The following is an 18,534-nucleotide window of genomic DNA, read 5'->3' on the forward strand; positions in this document are numbered from 1 at the left end:
CGACGTGCCAGAAGCGCGTTCGAACGAGCAAGCCCGATGATCGGAGAAGACTGTTGAAGCCGGACGAAATCAGAAAGCTGGACGCCTATTTCAAGCGCGTCTTCCAAAACCCCAAGCTCGAGGTCAAGGCGCGGCCGCGCAAGGACGATTCGGCCGAGGTCTATGTCGGCGACGAATTCCTCGGCATCGTCTTCAAGGACGAGGACGACGGCGACTACAATTTTTCGATGGCAATTCTCGACATCGATCTGGCCTGAGCAGCAAATCTTGCGGTCGGTCGGCTCATGCGGCCGGCCAGCCGGTTCCCTCGAAGCGTTCTTAGCCTCCCGCCTTCAGAACGCGCCCGGCTTCAGTGGCGATTGCCGCGTCGAGCGCCTGCCAATCGCCCAAAAACTCCCTTGGGAAGCGATAGGTGAGGCTGAGTTCGTCGCCGACCTGAATGTCGCGCTCGCAAGGCGCCAGCGATTGCTCGGCACTCGGCCCGCTCAGGCAACGGGCCACGAACGGCTCCTTGCCGGGGCGATTGCCGACAACCAGCACCTCGTTCAGATAGCCTGATTTCTCGTTGAAACCATAAATCATCGTGCCGCCAGGCCCGGCAATGCCGGGTCGGGTGATCAACGCGCTGTAGATCGGCGTGAAGCGGCCACTCATGTCACGCGACATCATCTGCTGTTCGAAGGACAGAAAGACGACGTTCTTGACTGTGCCCGTGTGGTTGAAATCGTTGCGCGCCGGCTCGCTGTAGCCGTCCATCTGGGGATAGCGCAGATAGAGGTCGAGCCGCGAGGCGATGCCGTCGCGCCGGGCTTGGGCGAAACGGATGGCGTTGGCCGGGACCGTGATGACATTGTTGCCGATCACCACCTGGTGCACCGTTGCGTCGTCGGTGTATCCGGCCATGGCGATCGAGTGGCCGAACCATTTGCCGGCAAGGCTGATCGCCACCGACAACAGGGCGAGCGCCGCGAACCCGTAGAGCACCCGCTTCATCAGCGTGGAATCGACCACGGTAAGTTCGTTGGCGAGCGCTGCCTGCTTCATCTCAGTCCTCGAATCTCGGGCCGCCCGTCCGCCTCCAGTGTCCCTGGGCGGCACACATCGCACGGCACGGCTCTTGCAGCCTGCATGGAACGACTGTGCAATTTCATGGTAAATGGAAAGTTAAGATGGGACCGCTGGAACTCACACTCTTTGCTTTTGCCGTCGGGTTGACGGCCTGCGGGCTGGCCGGATCGGCCATGGAACTGGTGTCGGGCCGCAAGGTCGCCTTCACCGAACCCTATGTGTCGCCGTCACATGTCTTGCGCTCGCTGCTCGCCACGGCCTGTGCCGGACCCTTCATGCTGGTCAACGATGCCATCGATGCCCGGCGTCAGCGCCGCATTTCAACGTTGGCGCTGATGTCCTGCGGCTGCACGGCAATTGCGTGGACCTTCGCGCTGGGCGTCGTCGTGCTTGCCATTGCCTCATGGACGGTCCGTCTCCTAGGGTCCGAACTGCCAGGCTGAGACGATTCGGAGACCAGAAATGCCGCTTTATGCGATCGACGGAACAGAGCCCAGCTTCGCCGATGCGGACTCGAACTGGATCGCGCCCGATGCGACGCTGATCGGCGACGTCAGGGTCGGACGCAATGCCGGCTTCTGGTTCGGCGCCGTCATCCGCGGCGACAATGAGCCCATCGTCATCGGCGCCGACACCAATGTGCAGGAACATACCGTCATGCACACCGATCCCGGCTTCCCGCTGACGATCGGGGAAGGCTGCACGATCGGCCACCGCGCCTTGCTGCATGGCTGCACGATCGGCGACAACAGCCTGATCGGCATGGGCGCCATCGTGCTGAACGGCGCGAAAATCGGCAGAAATTCTCTGGTCGGCGCCGGCGCGCTGGTCACCGAAGGCAAGGAATTCCCGGACAATTCGCTGATCGTCGGTTCACCTGCCAAGGCGATCAGGGTGCTGGACGACGCGGCCGTGGCCAGGTTGCGCGGCTCGGCGGCGCATTATGTCGCCAACGGCAAGCGCTTCAAGGTTGGGTTGAAGAAGGTCTGAGGCCGGTTTGGCCACCTGTCGGCGAGGGTTCGTCGCGCCCCAACTCACTGTTCGTTGGAGCTGCGCCCGGCCATCGCATCGCGCAGCAATGAAGCACCGGCTTCAAAGCCGGCAATCTCGGCCTCTTCCACGGCCGTCCTGTAGTTATCGATGCGGGTTTCGAGTGCCGGGTCGGCGCCCGCCACCAAAAGCAGGCGGATCGCATCGGCACTGCGGATTGCCACCGAATAGTGAAGCGGCGTCCAATCGTTCACACCCCGCATGTTCGGGTCGGCGCCGCCGTCGATCAATACCCGCACGATGTCCAGCCTGTCGGCCCGGTCGGTGGACAGCGCCGCAATGACGGAAGGAAACCCGCCGTGATCCTGATAGTTCGGATCCGAGCCAACATCCAGCAAGGTCGAGATGAAACCGACGGGGCTCCAATAGATCGCATATTCCAGCGGATGCCCGAGGCCGAGTTCAAACGGCATGCGCTCATCGAACCAGCGGGGCGAGCCGCCCAGGGCTACGCCGAGGCCTTCGAAATCGCCGGCCTTGAAGGCATCGTCGATCGCCTTGAACAGACGATGACGTTCGCACCGATCTTCGGGGATTTCCAACATCGCCGTGATCCAGAAGGCGAAACTGACGGCCTATAGTGCCTCGATCTGCTGCCGGCGGAAAGGTGGTCGCGACGTTCTGATGCGCTCGTTGGGATATGTGGTCCCCTGGCCACCGCTACGCGGCTTTGTTTTTTGCTTTCTTCCCTGCCGTAGGCTTGGTCCGTATTCGCATGCCTCCACCCTTAGGGGTTTCGATTTCAAATGCATCCGTACTCCTCACCAGATCGCTCAGTTTGCTGAAGCCGTAGGTGCGAGGGTCAAAATCTGAAAACAGGTTTGACAGCTGCTTTCCAAATGTGCCGAGCAATACCCAACCATCCTCACTGTCCATCTGACCAATGACTTTCTTGAGTATGGGCATCGCAGCGCTGGACGATTGAAGCGGCTTGGCTGCAGGCGCGGTATCTTGAATATTGGCCACGCCACGTAGAAGATTTTCGGTGTAGATGAAACGGCGGCATGCCTGCCGAAAACTCTCCGGTGTCTTCTGCTCGCCGAACCCGAATACATCGACACCCTGTTCGCGAATGCGGGCGGCAAGCCGGGTGAAGTCGCTGTCGGAAGAAACCAGACAGAAACCGTCGAAACGACCGCTATGGAGCAGGTCCATAGCATCGATCACTAGCGTGATATCTGAGGCGTTCTTCCCGGTGGTATAGGCGAACTGCTGCTGCGGAATGATCGCATGCTTTGACAAGACGTCAGTCCATCCCTTCGACCGGACGTTTGAAAAGTCACCGTAGATGCGGCGGACGCTGGCTTCACCAATCTTCGCGATCTCCGCGAACAGGCCGTCGGCAATCTTGGCGGAAGCGTTGTCGGCGTCGATAAGAACCGCAAGGCGAGGTGATCGGGGCTCGGGAGGCATGCGACACTTCCTGCGGCTGGCGCCCTCTCAAGATTCGAACTCTAGCCGGCGAAACCATTGCCAAACCACGGTTCGCGCTACTTGCTGTTGTAGCAGAGGTGGGCTGCAAACAGGAATCTAAGGAATAGAAATCGTGACATTGTCAAGATTTCAATGGACCGCCAGAAATGGCGGAGCCGGCCCGGGGACGGGGCCGGCTCCTTTCACCCGGTCGTTGGGGACGGGGAGGGTGGGGACTCGACCGGGTTTCTCCTTAAGCGGTCGCATTCATGCGGCGCGCTTGATCTCTGTTTTAGCGGACGCTGGCGACCGCGTCGGAGCGGCCGTCGTTGATCGTTACCCAAACACCGGAATTCTGGTCAGACTGGCGCTTGAGATAGGTGTAGTCGGTGTCCGTCCAGGACAGGACCTTGGTCTCGAGATTGTCGAGGATGAATTCTCCGAGGCTGGTGCGCACGGTCAGCACTGCGTGGCCGTCGCCATTCGGCTGGCGCGCCACCGTCATCAGCAAATTGCCGGCCGGCATGCCCGCATCCATCAACTCGCGGCGCTTTTCCAGCGCGTAATCCTCGCAATCGCCATAGCCATTGGCCGGATAGGCCCAATATTCCTCGACACCGTAGTTTTCCATGTCGGTGCGCGGCTTGATGCGGGTGTTGACCGAATTGTTGATGTTGACGATCGTCGCCCACAATTTGCGGGTCAGTTCGACCGGCGCACCCTTCGGGGTCCTTTCGCTGCATTCGCCAGGACTGCGCTGGCAGAACTCATAATGGCCAACAGGCTGGGTGGTGCGTCCGCCGGTGTGCATATAGGCCGGTCCCGCGGCATATGCTGATCCCCAAGCGGAAAACTGCATCGCCATTGCCGCCAGCAACAGCTTGCCCCTCGTTTTCTTCATTGTTGTAGTCTCCCCGTTCGAAGGAGACATTGCCACATGTGGATTTATTTGACGCAAAAGCGCGAAGTAGATATTGAGTAAAACTCCAGTAGAATAAAAATAAAATTTGAATCATTTGAGTATTAATTCGTTTGGATCTTGAGGCGCGAATCTCGGCGCGCGGAGGGCTCCCAAGCCCGCCAAGAGTGGGCTAAGCATGCCGGTCATGGCGTCGAAAACAAAACCGGCCACAAGGGCCGGTTTCCTGGAGTGTCGCTGTCGGGCCTGCTCAGGTGCGTGGCGTGTTGAATTCGGAATCGAGCGTTTCGGGGCGCTGGATCACAGCGAATTCGATGGCGACGCCGTCCTCGAAATGACGCACGACCTGCCCGCGCATGGTGCCAAGCATGACCTGGATGCCGATCGCCGGTTTGACGTCGATCTCGACCGCGGCGCCGGAGAGCGAAAGGTCGATGATACGGCACTGGTACTGGCGGCCGTCGGTGAGCTGCAGCACGCTGGTCGGATTGCGCGGCGCGACGCGCTCGTGGCGGCGATCTTCCGGCAGGTCGAGTTCATGCTTGTTGGCGAGCCAGGTCAATTGCGCGGCCAGCTTGTCCTTCTTGCGATCCGACGCGATGACGGTCATCGCGAAACCGTCCTGCAAGGTGCGCGTGACGACACCTTCGATGCGGCCGATATGATCGATGTAGGCAATGATTTTTTCGCCGGGCATGCCGATGCGGTCGGTGCGAAACGCGACGTTGCCCGGTGACATGTCGACGACCTGGCAGGGGTGTTCGGTGCGGTCTTCCAGCATGAAGCGTCCGTAGATTTTGACCCGGACGCGCTGAAAGTTACGCCTTTCAGCTTGGGACGGCGCATAGTCGACCGCCGCTGACCTCATGACTGCCTACACCCCGTTTGGCATCCCGCGCGCCGATGCGAGGAACTTCATCAGAGAAGTACAACAAGGCGGGTTAACAAAGGGAAAAAGCGGGCGCTCCAAGGTTTCCTTTTTGCAGGCCGTGGTGCCAAAACAGCGGCGCGGTTTTGGGCGACGTGCATCAGGCCGCAAACGGACTATTCCTCGCGCCCGCCATCGAAGACGACGAGATGGCGGATGCGGCGCGCCCGGCCGAGCGCCGAGATCGTCTCGGGTGCTCCAAGTTCATCGGGAACGAGCGAGGGAACATCGATCGCCGGACGGTTGTTGAGGAGCTCCTTCTCCGGATCTATGACGCGGATCGAATCGATCAACGCGTCGGTGATCGGGTCGGCACCCAGCCAGAAGGGCTTCTCCACGGCGCTGATGACGCCCAGGCAGCGTGGATTTTCGACGCCGCCGTCAAGCGGCAGGGCAAGCAGTTCGAACTTGTTGGAGCGCCCGTTGCGGCTGAAGCCCTCATAGCTGATGAGCACGACCGACTTCTGCTCGAAGACGCCGTGGATCAGCCGCGAGACGAGCCGTTGATCCTTCTCGCGCCACAGCGACGGAAAGGAAAACCCCTTGAGCTCGCGGCCGTAGCAGGCGCAAAGCCTCGTGCCGGCCAGCCGGAATACGGCTTGCCCGCGCGTGTCACGTTCCAGGATAAAGGTGTCGGCCAGCAGCGACTTGATGTCGGCCGGCTCGACCTCCGAACGCTTCGGGGCAGGGCGTCCGTCACGCAGGCGATTCCAATATTGGAACAGCGTGATCGATCCATTCTGATTCATGCTATGCTGCTCCGCGCATTCTGTCGTCTGATGTCCCATCGGTGAACAGAAGGGCGCCCTCCGATGACCTACATGCGTTGCGGAGCAGGAAGCGTGCCAGCGTCGTTAACACTTGTTCACGGGTCGGGGCCGTTAAGGTTAACAAGTGGTTTACGTTGCATAGAAGCGAGCCCCGTGGCACACAAAAACCACTCCAGAAGCGGTCGTTTCGCGACGATCGGCAGCACTTCAGTCAGAGTTTTAGGGGAGCAGGGGGCTCGACCAGCCGTTCAGGGGAAACCTTGAACGGCTTCTTTTTTGATTCGCGCCAGGCGATTCGGGGTTAACGGCGGGCGTGTATTTCTACCTGCCGACAAGTGCTGGCAACCATCCCGGCGGTCGCTAAGGCGGCATCGTCCGATCGCTATGCGACGAAAAATCTGCGTTCCGTGGTCGGCTGGTGTGAACTATCGCTTCTTCCCCGGGCCGAAGGTCAGCGCCAGAGCGCCAACCAACACGACACCCTTGACGAAGTCCTGCGTGTAGTAGGGCGCGTTCAGCATGGTGAGGCCGTTCAGGAGGACGCCGACGAAAATTGCGCCGGCCACCGTGCCGATCACATGCGGGCGACGCTTGTCGAGCACGGCATAGCCGATCAGCGAGGCCGCCACCGCATCGAGCAGGAGCGAGTTGCCGGCCGAGACGTCGCCGCGGCCGACACGCGAAGCGACGATCAGCCCTCCCAACGAAGCAAGCGTGCCGGACAGGATATAGGCCCAGAGTCGATATGCCTTGGTCGGCGCGCCGGATAGATGCGCGGCCGTTTCGTTGCCGCCGATCGCATAGAAGACGCGTCCCCAGCGCGTACGCTCCATCAGGAACCAGGCGAGGATGGCGACCACCGCCATGACCACGACAGACAGGGGTACGGTGTCGAAGAGCCGTGACCGGCCGAGGATCAGGAAAGCCGGATCGTAAGCACCGGGAACGGACGAGCCGTCGGGCAGCACCATGCCGGCGGTGATGGAGCGGCCGCCGGTCGGGATTAGCTGCAGGCCGGCGAGCAGGAACATTGTCGCCAGCGTGGCGAGAAGATCGGGGACGCCGATGCGGACAATCAGCAGTCCGTTCAGGAGGCCTATGAAGGCGCCCATCAGCAAGACCAGACCCATGGTCTGGGCCGCATCCAGCTGCCATACGACCATGGCATAGCTTGCCGCCATCACCGACGAGGCGGCGATGCTGCCCACCGAGAGATCGAAGCCGTCGGCCGACATCGTGATCGAGACCCCGACGCCGAGGATCGCCACGACCGAAACCGCCTGCAGGATGGAGAACAGGTTGGCCGAGCGGATGAAGGCGGGCTGCGCGTACCAGAAGCCGATCACCATCAGTGCCAGCAGCACGAACAGCGCGTAACGGCGCGTTTCGCGGAAAAGCGATGTGCGCGGGGCGGCCTGCTGGACCGTCGTCGGGTTCGTCATCGATGCTCTCCGGCCTTTTCGCTCTCGACCTTGCCGATCTGGTCGGTCAGCGGGCCATGGCCGTCACCGGCCTCGTGAAGGGAGTGATCGCGCATGACGAGGATGCGGTCGGCAACCTCCAGCGCCTCTTCGGTGTCGCTGGTCGCGATCAGCGTGGCGGAACCGCTTTGGCTGTTGCGGATTGCGGAGATCAGGTCGGCACGCGCCCCGACGTCGACACCCTGGAAGGGCTCGTCGAGCAGCAGCAGCCGGCAAGGTGCCGCCTGCCAGCGGGCGAGCACGACCTTCTGCTGGTTGCCGCCGGAAAGCTCGTCGAGCGTGTCATCGGGGCCGCGCGCCTTGATGCCGAGCCGGGCGATCGCCTCGGCGGCAACCTTGCGCTCGCGCGCGACCCGCAGCAGGCCGTCCGGAAACCAGCGCCGCAGATGCGGCAGGGCGATAGTACCGGCAATCGAGGCGCCGGGAACCTCGGGCGGTAGCAGCGACGATGCCCAGCGGTCCTCGGCGACCATGAAGACGCCGTTTTCGATCGATCGCGCCGGCCCGTTGGAAAGCCACGGTTTTCCATCGAGCACGAAGCTGCCTTGCGCCAGCGTTTCCAGACCAAAAAGCGCGCGCAACAGCCGGCTCTTGCCAGAGCCAAGCGTGCCGGTCAGAGCGACGACCTCGCCGGAGCGCAGATCGAGATCGAAAGGCCTCGCACCGGGAATCAGTTGCGCACCCTTGATGGAGGCGATGATTGGGGCCGCCGAAATCTTGCCGTCATGGGTGGCGGCTTCCAGCGTCCGCCCGATCATGGCCGCAACGGCGGCCGGGAAATCGATCGGTTTGGCAAAGGCGCCGACGATGCGACCGCCGCGCATGATCACGGCGCGGTCGGCGATGGCGGCAAGGTCGCCCAGCCTGTGCGAGATGTAGAGGATTGCCATGCCGCCCGCGCGCAGCCGCCGGATGATGGCGAAAAGCCGGTCCGCTTCCGTGGCCGAGAGGCTGGATGTCGGCTCGTCGAGGATTAGAACGGAGGCCTTGGCCGCGACGGCGCGGGCGATGGCGATCAATTGCCGCTCCGCCGGCCGCAGGTCGATGAAGTCGCGGTCGAGCGGCAGGTCGAGATCGATCAGCGCCGCGATGGCGCGCGCACGCCTGCGGATCGACCGGGCCGAGACGAAGAAGCGCTCGCCCGGCTGGCAAAGTTCATCGAGCAGAAGATTCTCCGCGACCGTCAGTCCGGCAGCCCCCGCCTGATCCGTCGCCTGATGGACGGTCGCGATGCCGGCGGCCTTGGCGGCGCTGGGCGAGGCGAGGGCGACGATCCCGCCGCCCAGGGTGATCGTTCCGGCGTCGGGTACATGCGAGCCTGAAAGGATTTTCACCAGAGTCGATTTGCCGGCGCCATTGGCGCCCATCAGCGCCACGACCTCCCCGGCTGCCACGGTAAGATCGGCTCCAGCGAGCGCGCGCGTCGGGCCAAAGGATTTTTCGATCCCGGCGACAGCGACGGCAATGGGGGCGGCGGTGAGGGACAATTGGTTCAGCCGGTTACAGGTTGAGCGGGAACTGGGAAAGGCAAGCAAGCCAACGGGGCACGGTCGTAATTGTCAGCCGCCATATTCCATGATCGCCAGTCCGGCATTGTAATCCGGCGAATAGACGATGCCGTTGGCGTCGACGAATACGTCGGTCGACTGGATCACTTGCGGCCGATTCGGACGTTTGTCGACCATGCGGCTGGGAGCCGGCGGCACCAGCGCCCCGGTCTCCTTTGGGCGATAGGGATCGGAGATGTCGAAAACGCGCACGCCGGCATTCTGGTAGGTTGCAAAGATCAGGGTGTCTGACACAAAGCTGCCCGGCCGGTTCTCGTGCAGATTGTGCGGACCGAAATGTCCGCCCTTGGCGGTGTAATCGGTCTCGTCCGGGGTCGGCAGGGTCGAGATCGAAATCGGGTTCGCCGGATCGCGTATGTCGAAGATCCAGGTGAGCTTGCGCCCATCCTCCTCATGGTCGAGCACGGCCTCGTCGGCGACAACGAGCAAGCCGCGTTTGAGCAGCGGCAGCGCCGAATGGGTGCCGCCACCATAGGGCGGCGACCAGTTCCTGTGGCTGATCAGCCTCGGCAGGGCAGGGTCGGCGACATCGAGGACGGTCAACCCGCCGTCGCGCCAGCAGGCATAGGCGGTATCACCCTCGACGACCGCATGATGCAACGCATAGCGGCGGCCGTCGGGCCAGCCGGGTGTCTCGCCGCCGGCAAGATGCATTCCTGGAATCCACCAGCGACCGGCCTCGACTGGCCGTGCCGGGTCCTGAAGGTCGACCGTCAGCAGGATGTAGTCGCTGTAGCCGTCGAGAAGCGCCGATACGTAGGCGTAGCGCCCGCCGACGTACCAGATGCGGTGGATGCCGATGCCGTCGACCGGGAAGAAGCCGATCTGGCGAGGCTGCGTCGGCTTCGAGATGTCATAGACGGCCATGCCGGCCGACCAGGTCCGCGCCGCGCCCGAACCAGACGCGGTGCCGATCGTCTCGCCGATCGACTGGGTGTAGTAGACCTTCTCGTCGAACGCGAAAGCGGCGTCGGCGAACAGATCGCGTGCATGGACGACCAACAGCAGATCCTCATGCGTCTGCAGATGGATGGTCCAGGTATTCGGCAGCGCGGGCACGAACACCGTCCCGCCCGGATTCTTGGGATCCCGTACATCGATGATGGAAAAGCCTTGTGACCAGGGATGCGCGACATAGGCGAAGCCGCGATGCACCATCACCTGCAATCCGTCCGGCCGCCCGCCTTGGTCGGAATGACCGATCAGGCGCATGTTCCTGGAATAGTCGGGGGTGGGGACAGAAACCATAATTGTCTTTCAAAAGGTCGGTCCGGCGTACTTTGCCTGTCGCAGCGGGTGGTGTGGCGGAGGCAGGCGCAATCATCCCCCAGCAGGCCGGGGGATGATTGTTTGGATCGCTGATTTTGTGAAGGCGCTGAAGCTCAATTCGTCGCCGGGATCCACGGTGCCTTTGCGGCATCGCTGTCCTTGAAGGCCGGGAATTTCGCCTGCAGGTCCTCGATCGTCTTGATGTTGTTGTCGACGAGGTCCTTTCTGGTGACGAGCGTCGGCTGGATCAGCACCGAATGGCCGGGATTCTGTCCGGCGATCAGCTGGGCCAGCGCGCGCACCGAAGCCTCGCCGACGACGGCCGGGTTGGTTGCCGCCGTCGCCACCCACGGGCTATTCGGTTCGAGGATGGCCTGGATGTCCGAGGTCGAGATATCGACACCGTAGATCTTCACCTTGTCTGCCACGCCAAGCTCGTCGATGGCGAGCTTCACGCCACGGGCGAACTCGTCCCATGGGGCGAAGACGACCGAAAGCGTCGGGTTGGCGGTGAGCACAGCCTTGGTCTGGTCGGCGACCGAAGCGGCAACGGTGTCGTTGACCACGCCCCAGGTGGCGACTTCCTTGATGCCTGGGTACTTCTTGCCGAAATCCTTCCACACCGCATAACGGCGGTCGAGCGGTGCGAAGCCGGCGACATAGAGGACGCCGCCGTCGAATTTCTCGCCCTGGTCCTTGACCGCCTGGTCGAGCACGAGGCGCGCCATGTCGGCATCGGACTGCTCGACCTGCGGGATCTTGGGGTTGTCGAGGTTGGTGTCGTAGGCCACCACTGGAATGCCGGCGTCAAGCGCTGCCTGTGCGACGTCCTTGATGGCTTCTGGCTGGCCGTTGTTGATGATGATGCCTTGCACGCCGAGATTGATCGCCTGCTGGATCAACTGCCGCTCGGTGTTGATGTCGTTGCGCGCCTGCGAGATGTTGGCCTCGATGCCGAGCGCATCGGCCTGGCGCTTCACGCCGGCCTCGAATGCCTGGAGCCAGTCACCGGAGCCGAGGAAGCTGACGACGGCGATCTTGACGCCGCCCTTATCGAAGGGTGCCGGCGCGCCGGATATGCCCTGCGCCGAAGCCGCGGTGGCGAGACCGGCTATGCCGGCGGCTGCCGCCAGCGAAAGAATATGCTTGATCATGTGGAGACCCCTTTGAAATTGGCCGCATTCTAGGGGGGAGGCCCATCGCTTCCGAGAACGCTCATTGCGAGTTTTTCAAATCCCGGAGCATTTCCACTTCGCTTCCTTTCGGTTTCGTAGCAAATGAAGACGATGCGGTGCCGGGCGTTCGCTGTTGAGAAAACAGAATTGTTCCAACCCGGACATCCTTGCTCTAAAGGACGCGCAGGAATTCCTGGACCAGATGCGCATGAACGAACCGGTAAACCCTTCGGACACGGAACAGATGGACGACGCGCCGCGACGACGGCGCGAGCCGGTGTTCAACCTGCCACCCGTCGTGTTGGCGGTGATCGGCATCTGCGTCGTCGTCTACCTGTTGCAGCAATATGTGTTGAGCGAATCCCAGCAGATGACATTGCTGTATGACGGGGCCTTCATCCCCGTTCTCTACACCGGGCAATACGGCTTCGACTGGTTCCTGTTTTCGCGGCCCTTCACCTATGCCTTCATGCATGGCGGCTTTGCTCATATCGCCATCAACATGGTGTGGCTCGCCGCGTTTGGTTCACCATTGGCAAACCGCCTGGGAACGCTGTGGTTCGCGCTGTTTTTTGCCGCAACCGGGTTGGCTTCGGTCGCGCTTTTCTGGGCGATCCATCCTTATGGTGAGGCGCCGCTGGTCGGGGCTTCCGGTGCGATATCAGGCATGATGGGGGCTGCGGCGCGTTTCGGCTTCCGCACCGACCGTTCGGCCGGCAAGGCCGCCTTCGCCGGCCCTGTGCTGCCGATCGCATTCGTATTGCGCTTGCGCGGTGTCGTGATCTTCCTCGCCATGTGGATGGTCATCAATCTCGCCACCGGCCTGCTCGGGTTTGCCCCAGGGGTAGATGGTCAGATCGCCTGGGAGGCCCATATTGGCGGCTTTTTCGCGGGCTTCTTCGGCTTGCGTTGGTTCGACAGGCGATGGCAGGCGCCTGAATGGGAGACGACCGACCACCGCACTTGAAATGCAACCGATCACGGCGCACGATGTTCACTCTTACGTGAAGGCCGGTCAGGGCAGGAACCGGCAGGCAAAGCAGAGGAGGACGCCATGACGGTGAAGGCAATTCTCGAGAGAAAAGGCCATGACGTGTTGACGCTCGGGCCGAACGAAAAGCTTAGCGAAGCCATCCGCATCCTGGCAGAGCACAAGATCGGTGCGCTGGTCATCACCAATGGCGATCGCAAGATCGTCGGCATCCTGTCAGAGCGCGACATCGTCCGGGTTGTCGCCCGCGAAGGTGGAGCCGCGCTGGATATCGCCGTGCGCTCGGCAATGACGCCGAAGGTGAAGATCTGCAACGAGAATCACACCGTCAACGAGGTGATGGAGATCATGACCCGAGGCCGCTTCCGCCATCTGCCGGTGGAGAAGGACGGCATGCTCGATGGCATCGTGTCCATCGGCGATGTGGTCAAGCGCCGCATCGAGGATGTCGAGCGCGAGGCCGACGAGATCAGGGCCTATATCGCCACCGCCTGAGCGGCGAGGCGAACCGCCGGCCGGAGAACCGACCGGCGGAGCCGTGGTTTACCTGTTGTCGAGTTCGGAGCGGACGAGCGCGAGCCCGCGCCGGGTGATGCGGTAAGGGCCGCCTCCCGACGAAGAAACCGCCTTCTTACGCTTCAGTTTTCGAAACATATCGAGATCGACGCCCGGATAATGCCAGCCGTCGCGGGTCAGGCATTTGACGGAGGCGATCCGCTTTTTCTCGTTCTTTTCGATTTCAATGCGTCCACCCTGCGCGAGCAGGTGCAGGATGCGCTGTTCTATGCGCGAAATGTCCATGTGAGAGTTTTCCGGGAAAACAAAAAATGCCGCCGCCGCGAAGCTTCGCGGCACGGGGTTTCGGTTTTCTGCCCTGCCTCGCCAGGAGGTCAGGGCCTTACCGGGACTGAGCGTAAGTGGACATCCACTCTCCATTGGAATGAGCGTCCTATAGGCGAACGCGGCTGAAAAGGCCAGTCCGTGGCTTTGCGCTTGTCTCTTTTGGCGGTTTGCACTAGCGAAGTTGCAAATCAGAATGTGCATTAATGCAGCTTCCCATCATTCCAGTTCGCAGGCCGCCATGTCCCTTATCGACACCCGTACTCCTGACGCAAAACGCCTGATCCCCGGCGCAACCGGCGACTGGGAGATCATCATCGGCCTCGAGGTCCATGCGCAGGTCACTTCGGAAGCAAAGCTGTTTTCGGGCGCCTCGACGGCCTTCGGCGCGCCGCCTAACGCCAATGTCAGCCTGGTCGATGCGGCGATGCCGGGCATGCTGCCGGTCATTAACGAGGAATGCGTCAAGCAGGCGATCCGTACCGGCCTGGGGCTGAAGGCGCAGATCAACCACAAGTCGGTCTTCGATCGGAAGAACTACTTTTATCCCGACCTGCCGCAGGGCTACCAGATTTCACAGTTCAAGCAGCCGATCGTCGGCGAGGGCACGGTCATCGTTTCGGTGGGCCCGGACCGCCAGGGCGAATTCGAGGACATCGAGGTCGGCATCGAGCGGCTGCATCTGGAGCAGGATGCCGGCAAGTCGATGCACGACCAGCATGCGACCATGTCCTATGTCGATCTCAACCGCTCCGGCGTGGCGCTGATGGAGATCGTCTCCAAGCCGGACATGCGCTCGGCCGACGAAGCCAAGGCTTATGTCACCAAGTTGCGCACCATTGTACGCTATCTCGGCACCTGCGACGGCAACATGGACGAAGGTTCGATGCGCGCCGACGTCAACGTTTCGGTGCGCAAGCCGGGCGGCGAGTTCGGCACGCGGTGCGAGATCAAGAACGTCAACTCGATCCGCTTCATCGGCCAGGCCATCGACTACGAGGCGCGCAGGCAGATCGCCATCCTCGAGGATGGCGGCAAGATCGATCAGGAGACGCGGCTGTTCGACGCCGTCAAGGGCGAGACGCGCTCGATGCGCTCCAAGGAAGAGGCGCATGATTACCGCTACTTCCCCGATCCCGACCTTTTGCCGCTGGAATTCGACCAGGCCTATGTCGATGCGCTGGCCAAGGAATTGCCGGAACTGCCGGACGACAAGAAGGCGCGGCTGATCGCGTCGCTCGGCCTGTCCGTCTATGACGCCTCGATCCTGGTTTCGGAAAAGCCGATCGCCGACTATTTCGAAAAGGTGGCCGCCGGCCGCGACGGCAAGCTTGCCGCCAATTGGGTCATCAACGATCTGCTCGGGCAATTGAACAAGGCCGGAAAAGACATTGAAAACGCTCCGGTTTCGCCCGAGCAGCTCGGTGCGGTCATCGATCTGATCAGGGATGGCACCATCTCCGGCAAGATCGCCAAGGACCTGTTCGAGATCGTCTGGAATGAGGGCGGCGACCCGCGCCAACTGGTCGAGAGCCGTGGCATGAAGCAGGTCACCGACACCGGCGCCATCGAGAAGGCCGTCGACGACGTTATCGCCGCCAACCCTGACAAGGTCGAACAGGCGCGCGCCAAGCCGAGCATGGCCGGCTGGTTCGTCGGCCAGGTAATGAAGGCGACCGGCGGCAAGGCCAACCCGCAAGCCGTCAACGACCTCGTCAAGGCCAAGCTGGGCATCGAGTAGCGCCGTGTTCGTCCGCACCGCAGGTGAACGCGACCTTGCCGCTGTGCGGACGCTGCTGGTGGAAACGTGGCATGCGACCTATGACGCCATTTATGGCGCTGCCAAAGTCGCCGAGATCACCGACGAATGGCACTCGATCGCTTCGCTCCGCTCGCGGCTGACGCGGCCCAACTCGGAATTCCTGGTGGCCGATGACGGCAAGCGGATCGGCGGCATGGCTTTCGCCGCCGCCACCGCCGATGCGAAAATCATCCTGTTGAACCAGCTCTACGTCCATCCGGACTGTCAGCGGCGGGGGATCGGGCAAGCACTGCTCGACGAGGTCGAAGCCAGTTTCCCGGAAGCGCGAACGTTGCGCGTCGAGGTCGAGGAGGCCAATGGCGGTGCCATCGCCTTCTATCGGTCGAAAGGGTTCTTGCCTGTCAGTGCCGCGGAAGAGTCCCGTGATACCTCAAGGCCGACGACGCTGAGTTTCGAGAAACCGCTGGGATAGACCACCGGGATGAATAGAGCGATCAAGCCATGCGTCATCGCGGCGTTTGCTGTGCCGGCTCACGACGGATATGCAAGGGCATGACCAAACTGTCCCGCATTACAGCGCTGGCGCTGCTCGCCATCATCATTTTCGCGACCTTGTCGCCGATCCAGATGCGGCCGCACCTCGCTGAAGCGAATGTCGAGCGTGCCTTGGCTTATGTCCTGCTGGGCTTCGCCCTGGCGATCGGCTTTCCCAACCGACTGTATCAGGTCGTGATCTTTGTGGCTGTGACCGCCGGCATGCTGGAACTGCTTCAGCTCATTGATCCCGGTCGCCATGCACGCCTCATCGATGCATTGGTGAAAGCCCTTGCCGGGGTGGTTGGGATCGTGGCGGGACACCTGATCGTCAGGGCCGGCGGACAAAAGAGCGAGAGCTAGGCGCGGCGGCAATCCGCCGGGAGTGCGGGACCATCGACCTTGGTCGCGGCCCGTGTCTATCTGGCCGAAGCCTTCTCGCTAGGCAGCGGGAACCTCCACATTGTCGATCAGCCTCGTCTTGCCGAGCCATGCTGCCGCAAGAAGACGCCCTTCGCGGTTTCGACGCCATGGCGCAAGCGTCAGGCTTTGGCGTGCCTCGACATAGTCGACCTTCTGAAAGCCGGCGGCGATGAGGGCGCGGCTGGCCTCTTCGGTTGCGTCGCTCTGGCCGGCGCCTGCCGCCAGGGCCGCAGCCGTATTGCGCAATATCACGTTGAGCTGGCGGGCGATCTTCAGTTCGGCCTCATCGAGATAGGCGTTGCGTGACGACATGGCGAGACCATGCGCGTCGCGGATCGTCGGTGCGCCGATGATCTCGACAGGCAGGTCGAGGTCGCGGCAGAGCTGCCTCACCACGCAAAGCTGCTGGTAGTCCTTCTCGCCGAAGACCGCACAGTCGGGCGTTGCCTGCAGGAGGAGCTTTGCCACCACGGTGGCGACGCCGTCGAAAAAAGTCGGCCGAAAGTCCGATTCGAGCCCGGCGGAGGGGCCGCCGACCGAGATTTTCGTGGCGAAGCCGGCGGGATACATCTCGCCAACCGTCGGTGTGAAGGCAAGGTCGGCTTTTGCCGCGCCCAGCCGGTCGAGGTCGCGGGCGAGTTGGCGCGGGTACTTGTCGAGGTCTTCGCTCGGCGCGAACTGCGTCGGATTGACGAAGATCGACACGACGCAGCGCTCGGCTTTTTTGGAGCGCGATCCTGACCAGCGAGATGTGTCCGTCATGCAAAGCACCCATGGTCGGCACCATGGCGACACGAAGGCCGTCGCGCCGCCAGTCCCGGATTTGCGCGCGAAGTGCGGCCACGCTGTCGACGACGACGGGTTGGCTCATGCGTCGTCCCTGCTGTTTGTCGCCGAAAAGACATGGCCGGGGCCGGGGAATGTCCGGCCCCGCACCTCGGCTGCGTAGCTTTCAGCTGCACGCGAGATCACGCTGCGCAGATCCGCGTATTCCTTGACGAATTTCGGCACGCGATCGACGGTCAGCCCGACCATGTCGTCGATGACCAGGATCTGGCCGTCGCAGTCGCCGCTGGCGCCGATGCCGATGGTTGGAATGGCGATGCGGCGGGTGATTTCGGCGGCGACCCTCTCGACCGTGCCTTCGATGACGACCGAGAAAGCGCCGGCGTTCTCGACGGCAAGCGCATCGCGAAGCAATGCCGCAACAGCCTCCTCGGTGCGGCCTTTGATCTTGTAGCCGCCATCCTTCTCCACCGATTGCGGCTGCAGGCCGATATGTCCCATGACCGGAATGCCGGCGGCGGCGATGGCCTCGATCTGGCTGATCATGTCGAGGCCGCCTTCGAGCTTCACCGCCTGGCAGCCGGTTTCGTCGACGACCCGCCGCGCCGAGGCGACGGCTTGCGCTGCCGTTGCCTCATAGCTGCCGGCCGGCAGGTCGACGACGACGCAGGCCCTGGCCGAGCCGCGCATCACGGCCTGCCCATGTGCGATCATCATCTCCAGCGAGGCGCCCAGCGTCGTCTTGTGGCCATGCAGGACCATGGCGACACTGTCGCCGACCAGAAGCAGGTCAACATGGTGATCGAGCAGACGGGCGATGGGATAGGTATAGGCGGTCAGGCAAACGATCGGCGTGCCGCCCTTGCGGTGGCGAATCGCCTCGGCGCTGATGCGAATGTCGGTGGTCGGCAATTCCGTGGCCAATCGTCACCTCCTTTGGCCTCAAGCCGGGCTGGATGCAGGCATGGGCGCGCAGAGCTTTAGAAATACCGTAAAGGCTTGGCAAGCGTGCATGCAGTGACCGGCAGGATCACAGGCTTGTGTCGGGTTTCCGGCAAGCCATTTGCGCGCACGCCGTGGCAAAAGCCTTGCCTTCGGCAAGGCCTGACGCCATAAGCAGGAAAACGGGCGCTGCCGGCGCGAGGGTTTTGAAATGAAGACTTTCCTTACGCAGTTTTTCACCTGGTGGAACAGCCAGACGATTGGAACGCGCCTGCACACCTGGCGGTACGGCAAGAAGGTCGGCCAAGACGAAACCGGCAATTTCTACTACGAAGGCGGCATCGATTCGGAAGGCCGCACGCGCCGCTGGGTCATCTACCGCAATTATTCGGAAGCTTCGGCGATACCGCCCGGCTGGCACGGCTGGATGCACCACCGCGTCGACGTCGCGCCGTCCAGCGAGGACTACAAGCCGCGCGACTGGCAAAAGCCGCATCAGCCCAATCTGACCGGCAGCCCGGCGGCCTATCGCCCGAAGGGCTCGGTGCTGACCAATCAGCATCGTCCGCAGGTTACCGGCGACTACGACGCCTGGACGCCCGGGTCGTAATGGTA

21 protein-coding genes and 1 pseudogene are annotated in these 18,534 nt (G+C 62.4%); 9 read left to right on the forward strand and 13 right to left on the reverse strand.

Annotated features, from left to right (window positions below; genetic code table 11):
* Positions 1-53 precede the first annotated feature (53 nt).
* Positions 54-257, forward strand: a complete 204-nt coding sequence (locus NKI66_RS08145; RefSeq protein ID WP_013531334.1) for a DUF3126 family protein — start codon at positions 54-56, stop codon at positions 255-257.
* A gap of 61 nt (positions 258-318) precedes the next feature.
* On the opposite strand, the gene NKI66_RS08150 is transcribed toward NKI66_RS08145, so the two are convergent.
* Positions 319-1,044 (reverse strand): hypothetical protein, encoded by a 726-nt coding sequence (locus tag NKI66_RS08150; protein WP_023812155.1) that lies wholly within the window; start codon positions 1,042-1,044, stop codon positions 319-321.
* A 125-nt stretch (positions 1,045-1,169) separates the two neighbouring features.
* Here NKI66_RS08150 and NKI66_RS08155 point away from each other — a divergent pair, with 125 nt between their 5' ends.
* Together NKI66_RS08155 and NKI66_RS08160 are read left to right on the forward strand one after the other, a co-directional pair.
* Complete coding sequence (locus NKI66_RS08155) at positions 1,170-1,511, forward strand: DUF6949 family protein (protein ID WP_023812154.1); 342 nt, start codon at positions 1,170-1,172, stop codon at positions 1,509-1,511.
* Between the two features lie 19 nt (positions 1,512-1,530).
* Positions 1,531-2,058, forward strand: coding sequence for a gamma carbonic anhydrase family protein (locus NKI66_RS08160; RefSeq protein WP_023812153.1), 528 nt, complete (start codon positions 1,531-1,533; stop codon positions 2,056-2,058).
* A gap of 44 nt (positions 2,059-2,102) precedes the next feature.
* Here the strand turns inward: NKI66_RS08160 and NKI66_RS08165 are convergent, their stop codons facing one another.
* The 9 genes from NKI66_RS08165 to NKI66_RS08205 form a co-directional block, all read right to left on the reverse strand.
* Entirely contained in the window at positions 2,103-2,663 is a 561-nt protein-coding gene (locus NKI66_RS08165) for an ankyrin repeat domain-containing protein (RefSeq protein ID WP_023812152.1), read from the reverse strand.
* A gap of 115 nt (positions 2,664-2,778) precedes the next feature.
* Complete coding sequence (locus tag NKI66_RS08170) at positions 2,779-3,531, reverse strand: NYN domain-containing protein (protein ID WP_023812151.1); 753 nt, start codon at positions 3,529-3,531, stop codon at positions 2,779-2,781.
* Positions 3,532-3,823: 292 nt separating this feature from the next.
* Complete coding sequence (locus NKI66_RS08175) at positions 3,824-4,432, reverse strand: transglutaminase-like cysteine peptidase (RefSeq protein ID WP_023812150.1); 609 nt, start codon at positions 4,430-4,432, stop codon at positions 3,824-3,826.
* 268 nt (positions 4,433-4,700) lie between these two features.
* Entirely contained in the window at positions 4,701-5,318 is a 618-nt protein-coding gene (locus NKI66_RS08180; RefSeq protein WP_023812149.1) for a PilZ domain-containing protein, read from the reverse strand.
* 176 nt (positions 5,319-5,494) lie between these two features.
* A complete protein-coding gene (locus tag NKI66_RS08185; RefSeq protein WP_023812148.1) occupies positions 5,495-6,127 on the reverse strand; it encodes a PAS domain-containing protein in 633 nt (210 codons plus the stop codon).
* A 446-nt stretch (positions 6,128-6,573) separates the two neighbouring features.
* Positions 6,574-7,590: an ABC transporter permease gene (locus NKI66_RS08190; protein ID WP_023812147.1), complete on the reverse strand. Its 1,017-nt coding sequence runs from the start codon at positions 7,588-7,590 to the stop codon at positions 6,574-6,576.
* The gene (locus tag NKI66_RS08195; RefSeq protein ID WP_023812146.1) at positions 7,587-9,116 is read right to left on the reverse strand and encodes a sugar ABC transporter ATP-binding protein; all 1,530 of its coding nucleotides are present in this window, start codon (positions 9,114-9,116) and stop codon (positions 7,587-7,589) included. Before NKI66_RS08195 ends, NKI66_RS08190 begins: the two co-directional genes overlap by 4 nt.
* Positions 9,117-9,188: 72 nt before the next feature.
* Positions 9,189-10,445 (reverse strand): LVIVD repeat-containing protein, encoded by a 1,257-nt coding sequence (locus tag NKI66_RS08200; RefSeq protein WP_023812145.1) that lies wholly within the window; start codon positions 10,443-10,445, stop codon positions 9,189-9,191.
* A 134-nt stretch (positions 10,446-10,579) separates the two neighbouring features.
* On the reverse strand, positions 10,580-11,620 hold the full coding sequence (locus NKI66_RS08205; RefSeq protein WP_023812144.1) for a substrate-binding domain-containing protein: 1,041 nt from the start codon (positions 11,618-11,620) through the stop codon (positions 10,580-10,582).
* Positions 11,621-11,849: 229 nt separating this feature from the next.
* Here NKI66_RS08205 and NKI66_RS08210 point away from each other — a divergent pair, with 229 nt between their 5' ends.
* Both NKI66_RS08210 and NKI66_RS08215 read left to right on the forward strand, forming a co-directional pair.
* The gene (locus NKI66_RS08210) at positions 11,850-12,608 is read left to right on the forward strand and encodes a rhomboid family intramembrane serine protease (protein ID WP_023812143.1); all 759 of its coding nucleotides are present in this window, start codon (positions 11,850-11,852) and stop codon (positions 12,606-12,608) included.
* A gap of 87 nt (positions 12,609-12,695) precedes the next feature.
* Positions 12,696-13,127: a CBS domain-containing protein gene (locus NKI66_RS08215; protein WP_023812142.1), complete on the forward strand. Its 432-nt coding sequence runs from the start codon at positions 12,696-12,698 to the stop codon at positions 13,125-13,127.
* Positions 13,128-13,175: 48 nt separating this feature from the next.
* Here NKI66_RS08215 and NKI66_RS08220 read toward each other — a convergent pair whose 3' ends face one another.
* Positions 13,176-13,433 (reverse strand): YjhX family toxin, encoded by a 258-nt coding sequence (locus NKI66_RS08220; RefSeq protein WP_128304037.1) that lies wholly within the window; start codon positions 13,431-13,433, stop codon positions 13,176-13,178.
* Between the two features lie 280 nt (positions 13,434-13,713).
* Here NKI66_RS08220 and gatB point away from each other — a divergent pair, with 280 nt between their 5' ends.
* The 3 genes from gatB to NKI66_RS08235 all read left to right on the forward strand — a co-directional run bounded on the left by gatB (position 13,714) and on the right by NKI66_RS08235 (position 16,131).
* Positions 13,714-15,213, forward strand: a complete 1,500-nt coding sequence (gene gatB / locus NKI66_RS08225; RefSeq protein WP_128304038.1) for an Asp-tRNA(Asn)/Glu-tRNA(Gln) amidotransferase subunit GatB — start codon at positions 13,714-13,716, stop codon at positions 15,211-15,213.
* A 4-nt stretch (positions 15,214-15,217) separates the two neighbouring features.
* Positions 15,218-15,706: a GNAT family N-acetyltransferase gene (locus NKI66_RS08230; protein WP_023812140.1), complete on the forward strand. Its 489-nt coding sequence runs from the start codon at positions 15,218-15,220 to the stop codon at positions 15,704-15,706.
* Between the two features lie 80 nt (positions 15,707-15,786).
* Positions 15,787-16,131 (forward strand): VanZ family protein, encoded by a 345-nt coding sequence (locus NKI66_RS08235; RefSeq protein ID WP_023812139.1) that lies wholly within the window; start codon positions 15,787-15,789, stop codon positions 16,129-16,131.
* A gap of 78 nt (positions 16,132-16,209) precedes the next feature.
* Here the strand turns inward: NKI66_RS08235 and panC are convergent.
* Positions 16,210-17,062 (reverse strand): annotated as a pseudogene (gene panC, locus NKI66_RS08240) (pantoate--beta-alanine ligase).
* On the reverse strand, positions 17,059-17,901 hold the full coding sequence (gene panB, locus NKI66_RS08245) for a 3-methyl-2-oxobutanoate hydroxymethyltransferase (protein WP_023812137.1): 843 nt from the start codon (positions 17,899-17,901) through the stop codon (positions 17,059-17,061). The pseudogene panC and the gene panB overlap by 4 nt, the downstream one beginning before the upstream one ends.
* A gap of 229 nt (positions 17,902-18,130) precedes the next feature.
* Between panB and NKI66_RS08250 the strand changes: the two genes are divergently transcribed.
* Entirely contained in the window at positions 18,131-18,529 is a 399-nt protein-coding gene (locus NKI66_RS08250) for an NADH:ubiquinone oxidoreductase subunit NDUFA12 (protein ID WP_013531353.1), read from the forward strand.
* Positions 18,530-18,534 lie beyond the last annotated feature (5 nt).

It is taken from the genome of Mesorhizobium sp. M0518, from assembly GCF_040321125.1.
In the GTDB taxonomy this organism is placed as follows: Bacteria; Pseudomonadota; Alphaproteobacteria; order Rhizobiales; family Rhizobiaceae; genus Mesorhizobium.

What these genes read in the sequence shown, in the direction of transcription:
- gatB (WP_128304038.1), top strand. Translation starts at nt 13,714, where the DNA reads ATGTCCCTTATCGACACCCGTACTCCTGACGCAAAACGCCTGATCCCC.
- NKI66_RS08155 (WP_023812154.1), top strand. Translation starts at nt 1,170, where the DNA reads ATGGGACCGCTGGAACTCACACTCTTTGCTTTTGCCGTCGGGTTGACG.
- NKI66_RS08235 (WP_023812139.1), top strand. Translation starts at nt 15,787, where the DNA reads ATGACCAAACTGTCCCGCATTACAGCGCTGGCGCTGCTCGCCATCATC.
- NKI66_RS08180 (WP_023812149.1), bottom strand. Translation starts at nt 5,318, where the DNA reads ATGAGGTCAGCGGCGGTCGACTATGCGCCGTCCCAAGCTGAAAGGCGT.
- NKI66_RS08205 (WP_023812144.1), bottom strand. Translation starts at nt 11,620, where the DNA reads ATGATCAAGCATATTCTTTCGCTGGCGGCAGCCGCCGGCATAGCCGGT.
- NKI66_RS08210 (WP_023812143.1), top strand. Translation starts at nt 11,850, where the DNA reads ATGAACGAACCGGTAAACCCTTCGGACACGGAACAGATGGACGACGCG.
- NKI66_RS08185 (WP_023812148.1), bottom strand. Translation starts at nt 6,127, where the DNA reads ATGAATCAGAATGGATCGATCACGCTGTTCCAATATTGGAATCGCCTG.
- NKI66_RS08200 (WP_023812145.1), bottom strand. Translation starts at nt 10,445, where the DNA reads ATGGTTTCTGTCCCCACCCCCGACTATTCCAGGAACATGCGCCTGATC.
- NKI66_RS08165 (WP_023812152.1), bottom strand. Translation starts at nt 2,663, where the DNA reads ATGTTGGAAATCCCCGAAGATCGGTGCGAACGTCATCGTCTGTTCAAG.
- NKI66_RS08215 (WP_023812142.1), top strand. Translation starts at nt 12,696, where the DNA reads ATGACGGTGAAGGCAATTCTCGAGAGAAAAGGCCATGACGTGTTGACG.
- NKI66_RS08160 (WP_023812153.1), top strand. Translation starts at nt 1,531, where the DNA reads ATGCCGCTTTATGCGATCGACGGAACAGAGCCCAGCTTCGCCGATGCG.
- NKI66_RS08190 (WP_023812147.1), bottom strand. Translation starts at nt 7,590, where the DNA reads ATGACGAACCCGACGACGGTCCAGCAGGCCGCCCCGCGCACATCGCTT.
- NKI66_RS08170 (WP_023812151.1), bottom strand. Translation starts at nt 3,531, where the DNA reads ATGCCTCCCGAGCCCCGATCACCTCGCCTTGCGGTTCTTATCGACGCC.
- NKI66_RS08175 (WP_023812150.1), bottom strand. Translation starts at nt 4,432, where the DNA reads ATGAAGAAAACGAGGGGCAAGCTGTTGCTGGCGGCAATGGCGATGCAG.
- NKI66_RS08250 (WP_013531353.1), top strand. Translation starts at nt 18,131, where the DNA reads ATGAAGACTTTCCTTACGCAGTTTTTCACCTGGTGGAACAGCCAGACG.
- NKI66_RS08220 (WP_128304037.1), bottom strand. Translation starts at nt 13,433, where the DNA reads ATGGACATTTCGCGCATAGAACAGCGCATCCTGCACCTGCTCGCGCAG.
- NKI66_RS08150 (WP_023812155.1), bottom strand. Translation starts at nt 1,044, where the DNA reads ATGAAGCAGGCAGCGCTCGCCAACGAACTTACCGTGGTCGATTCCACG.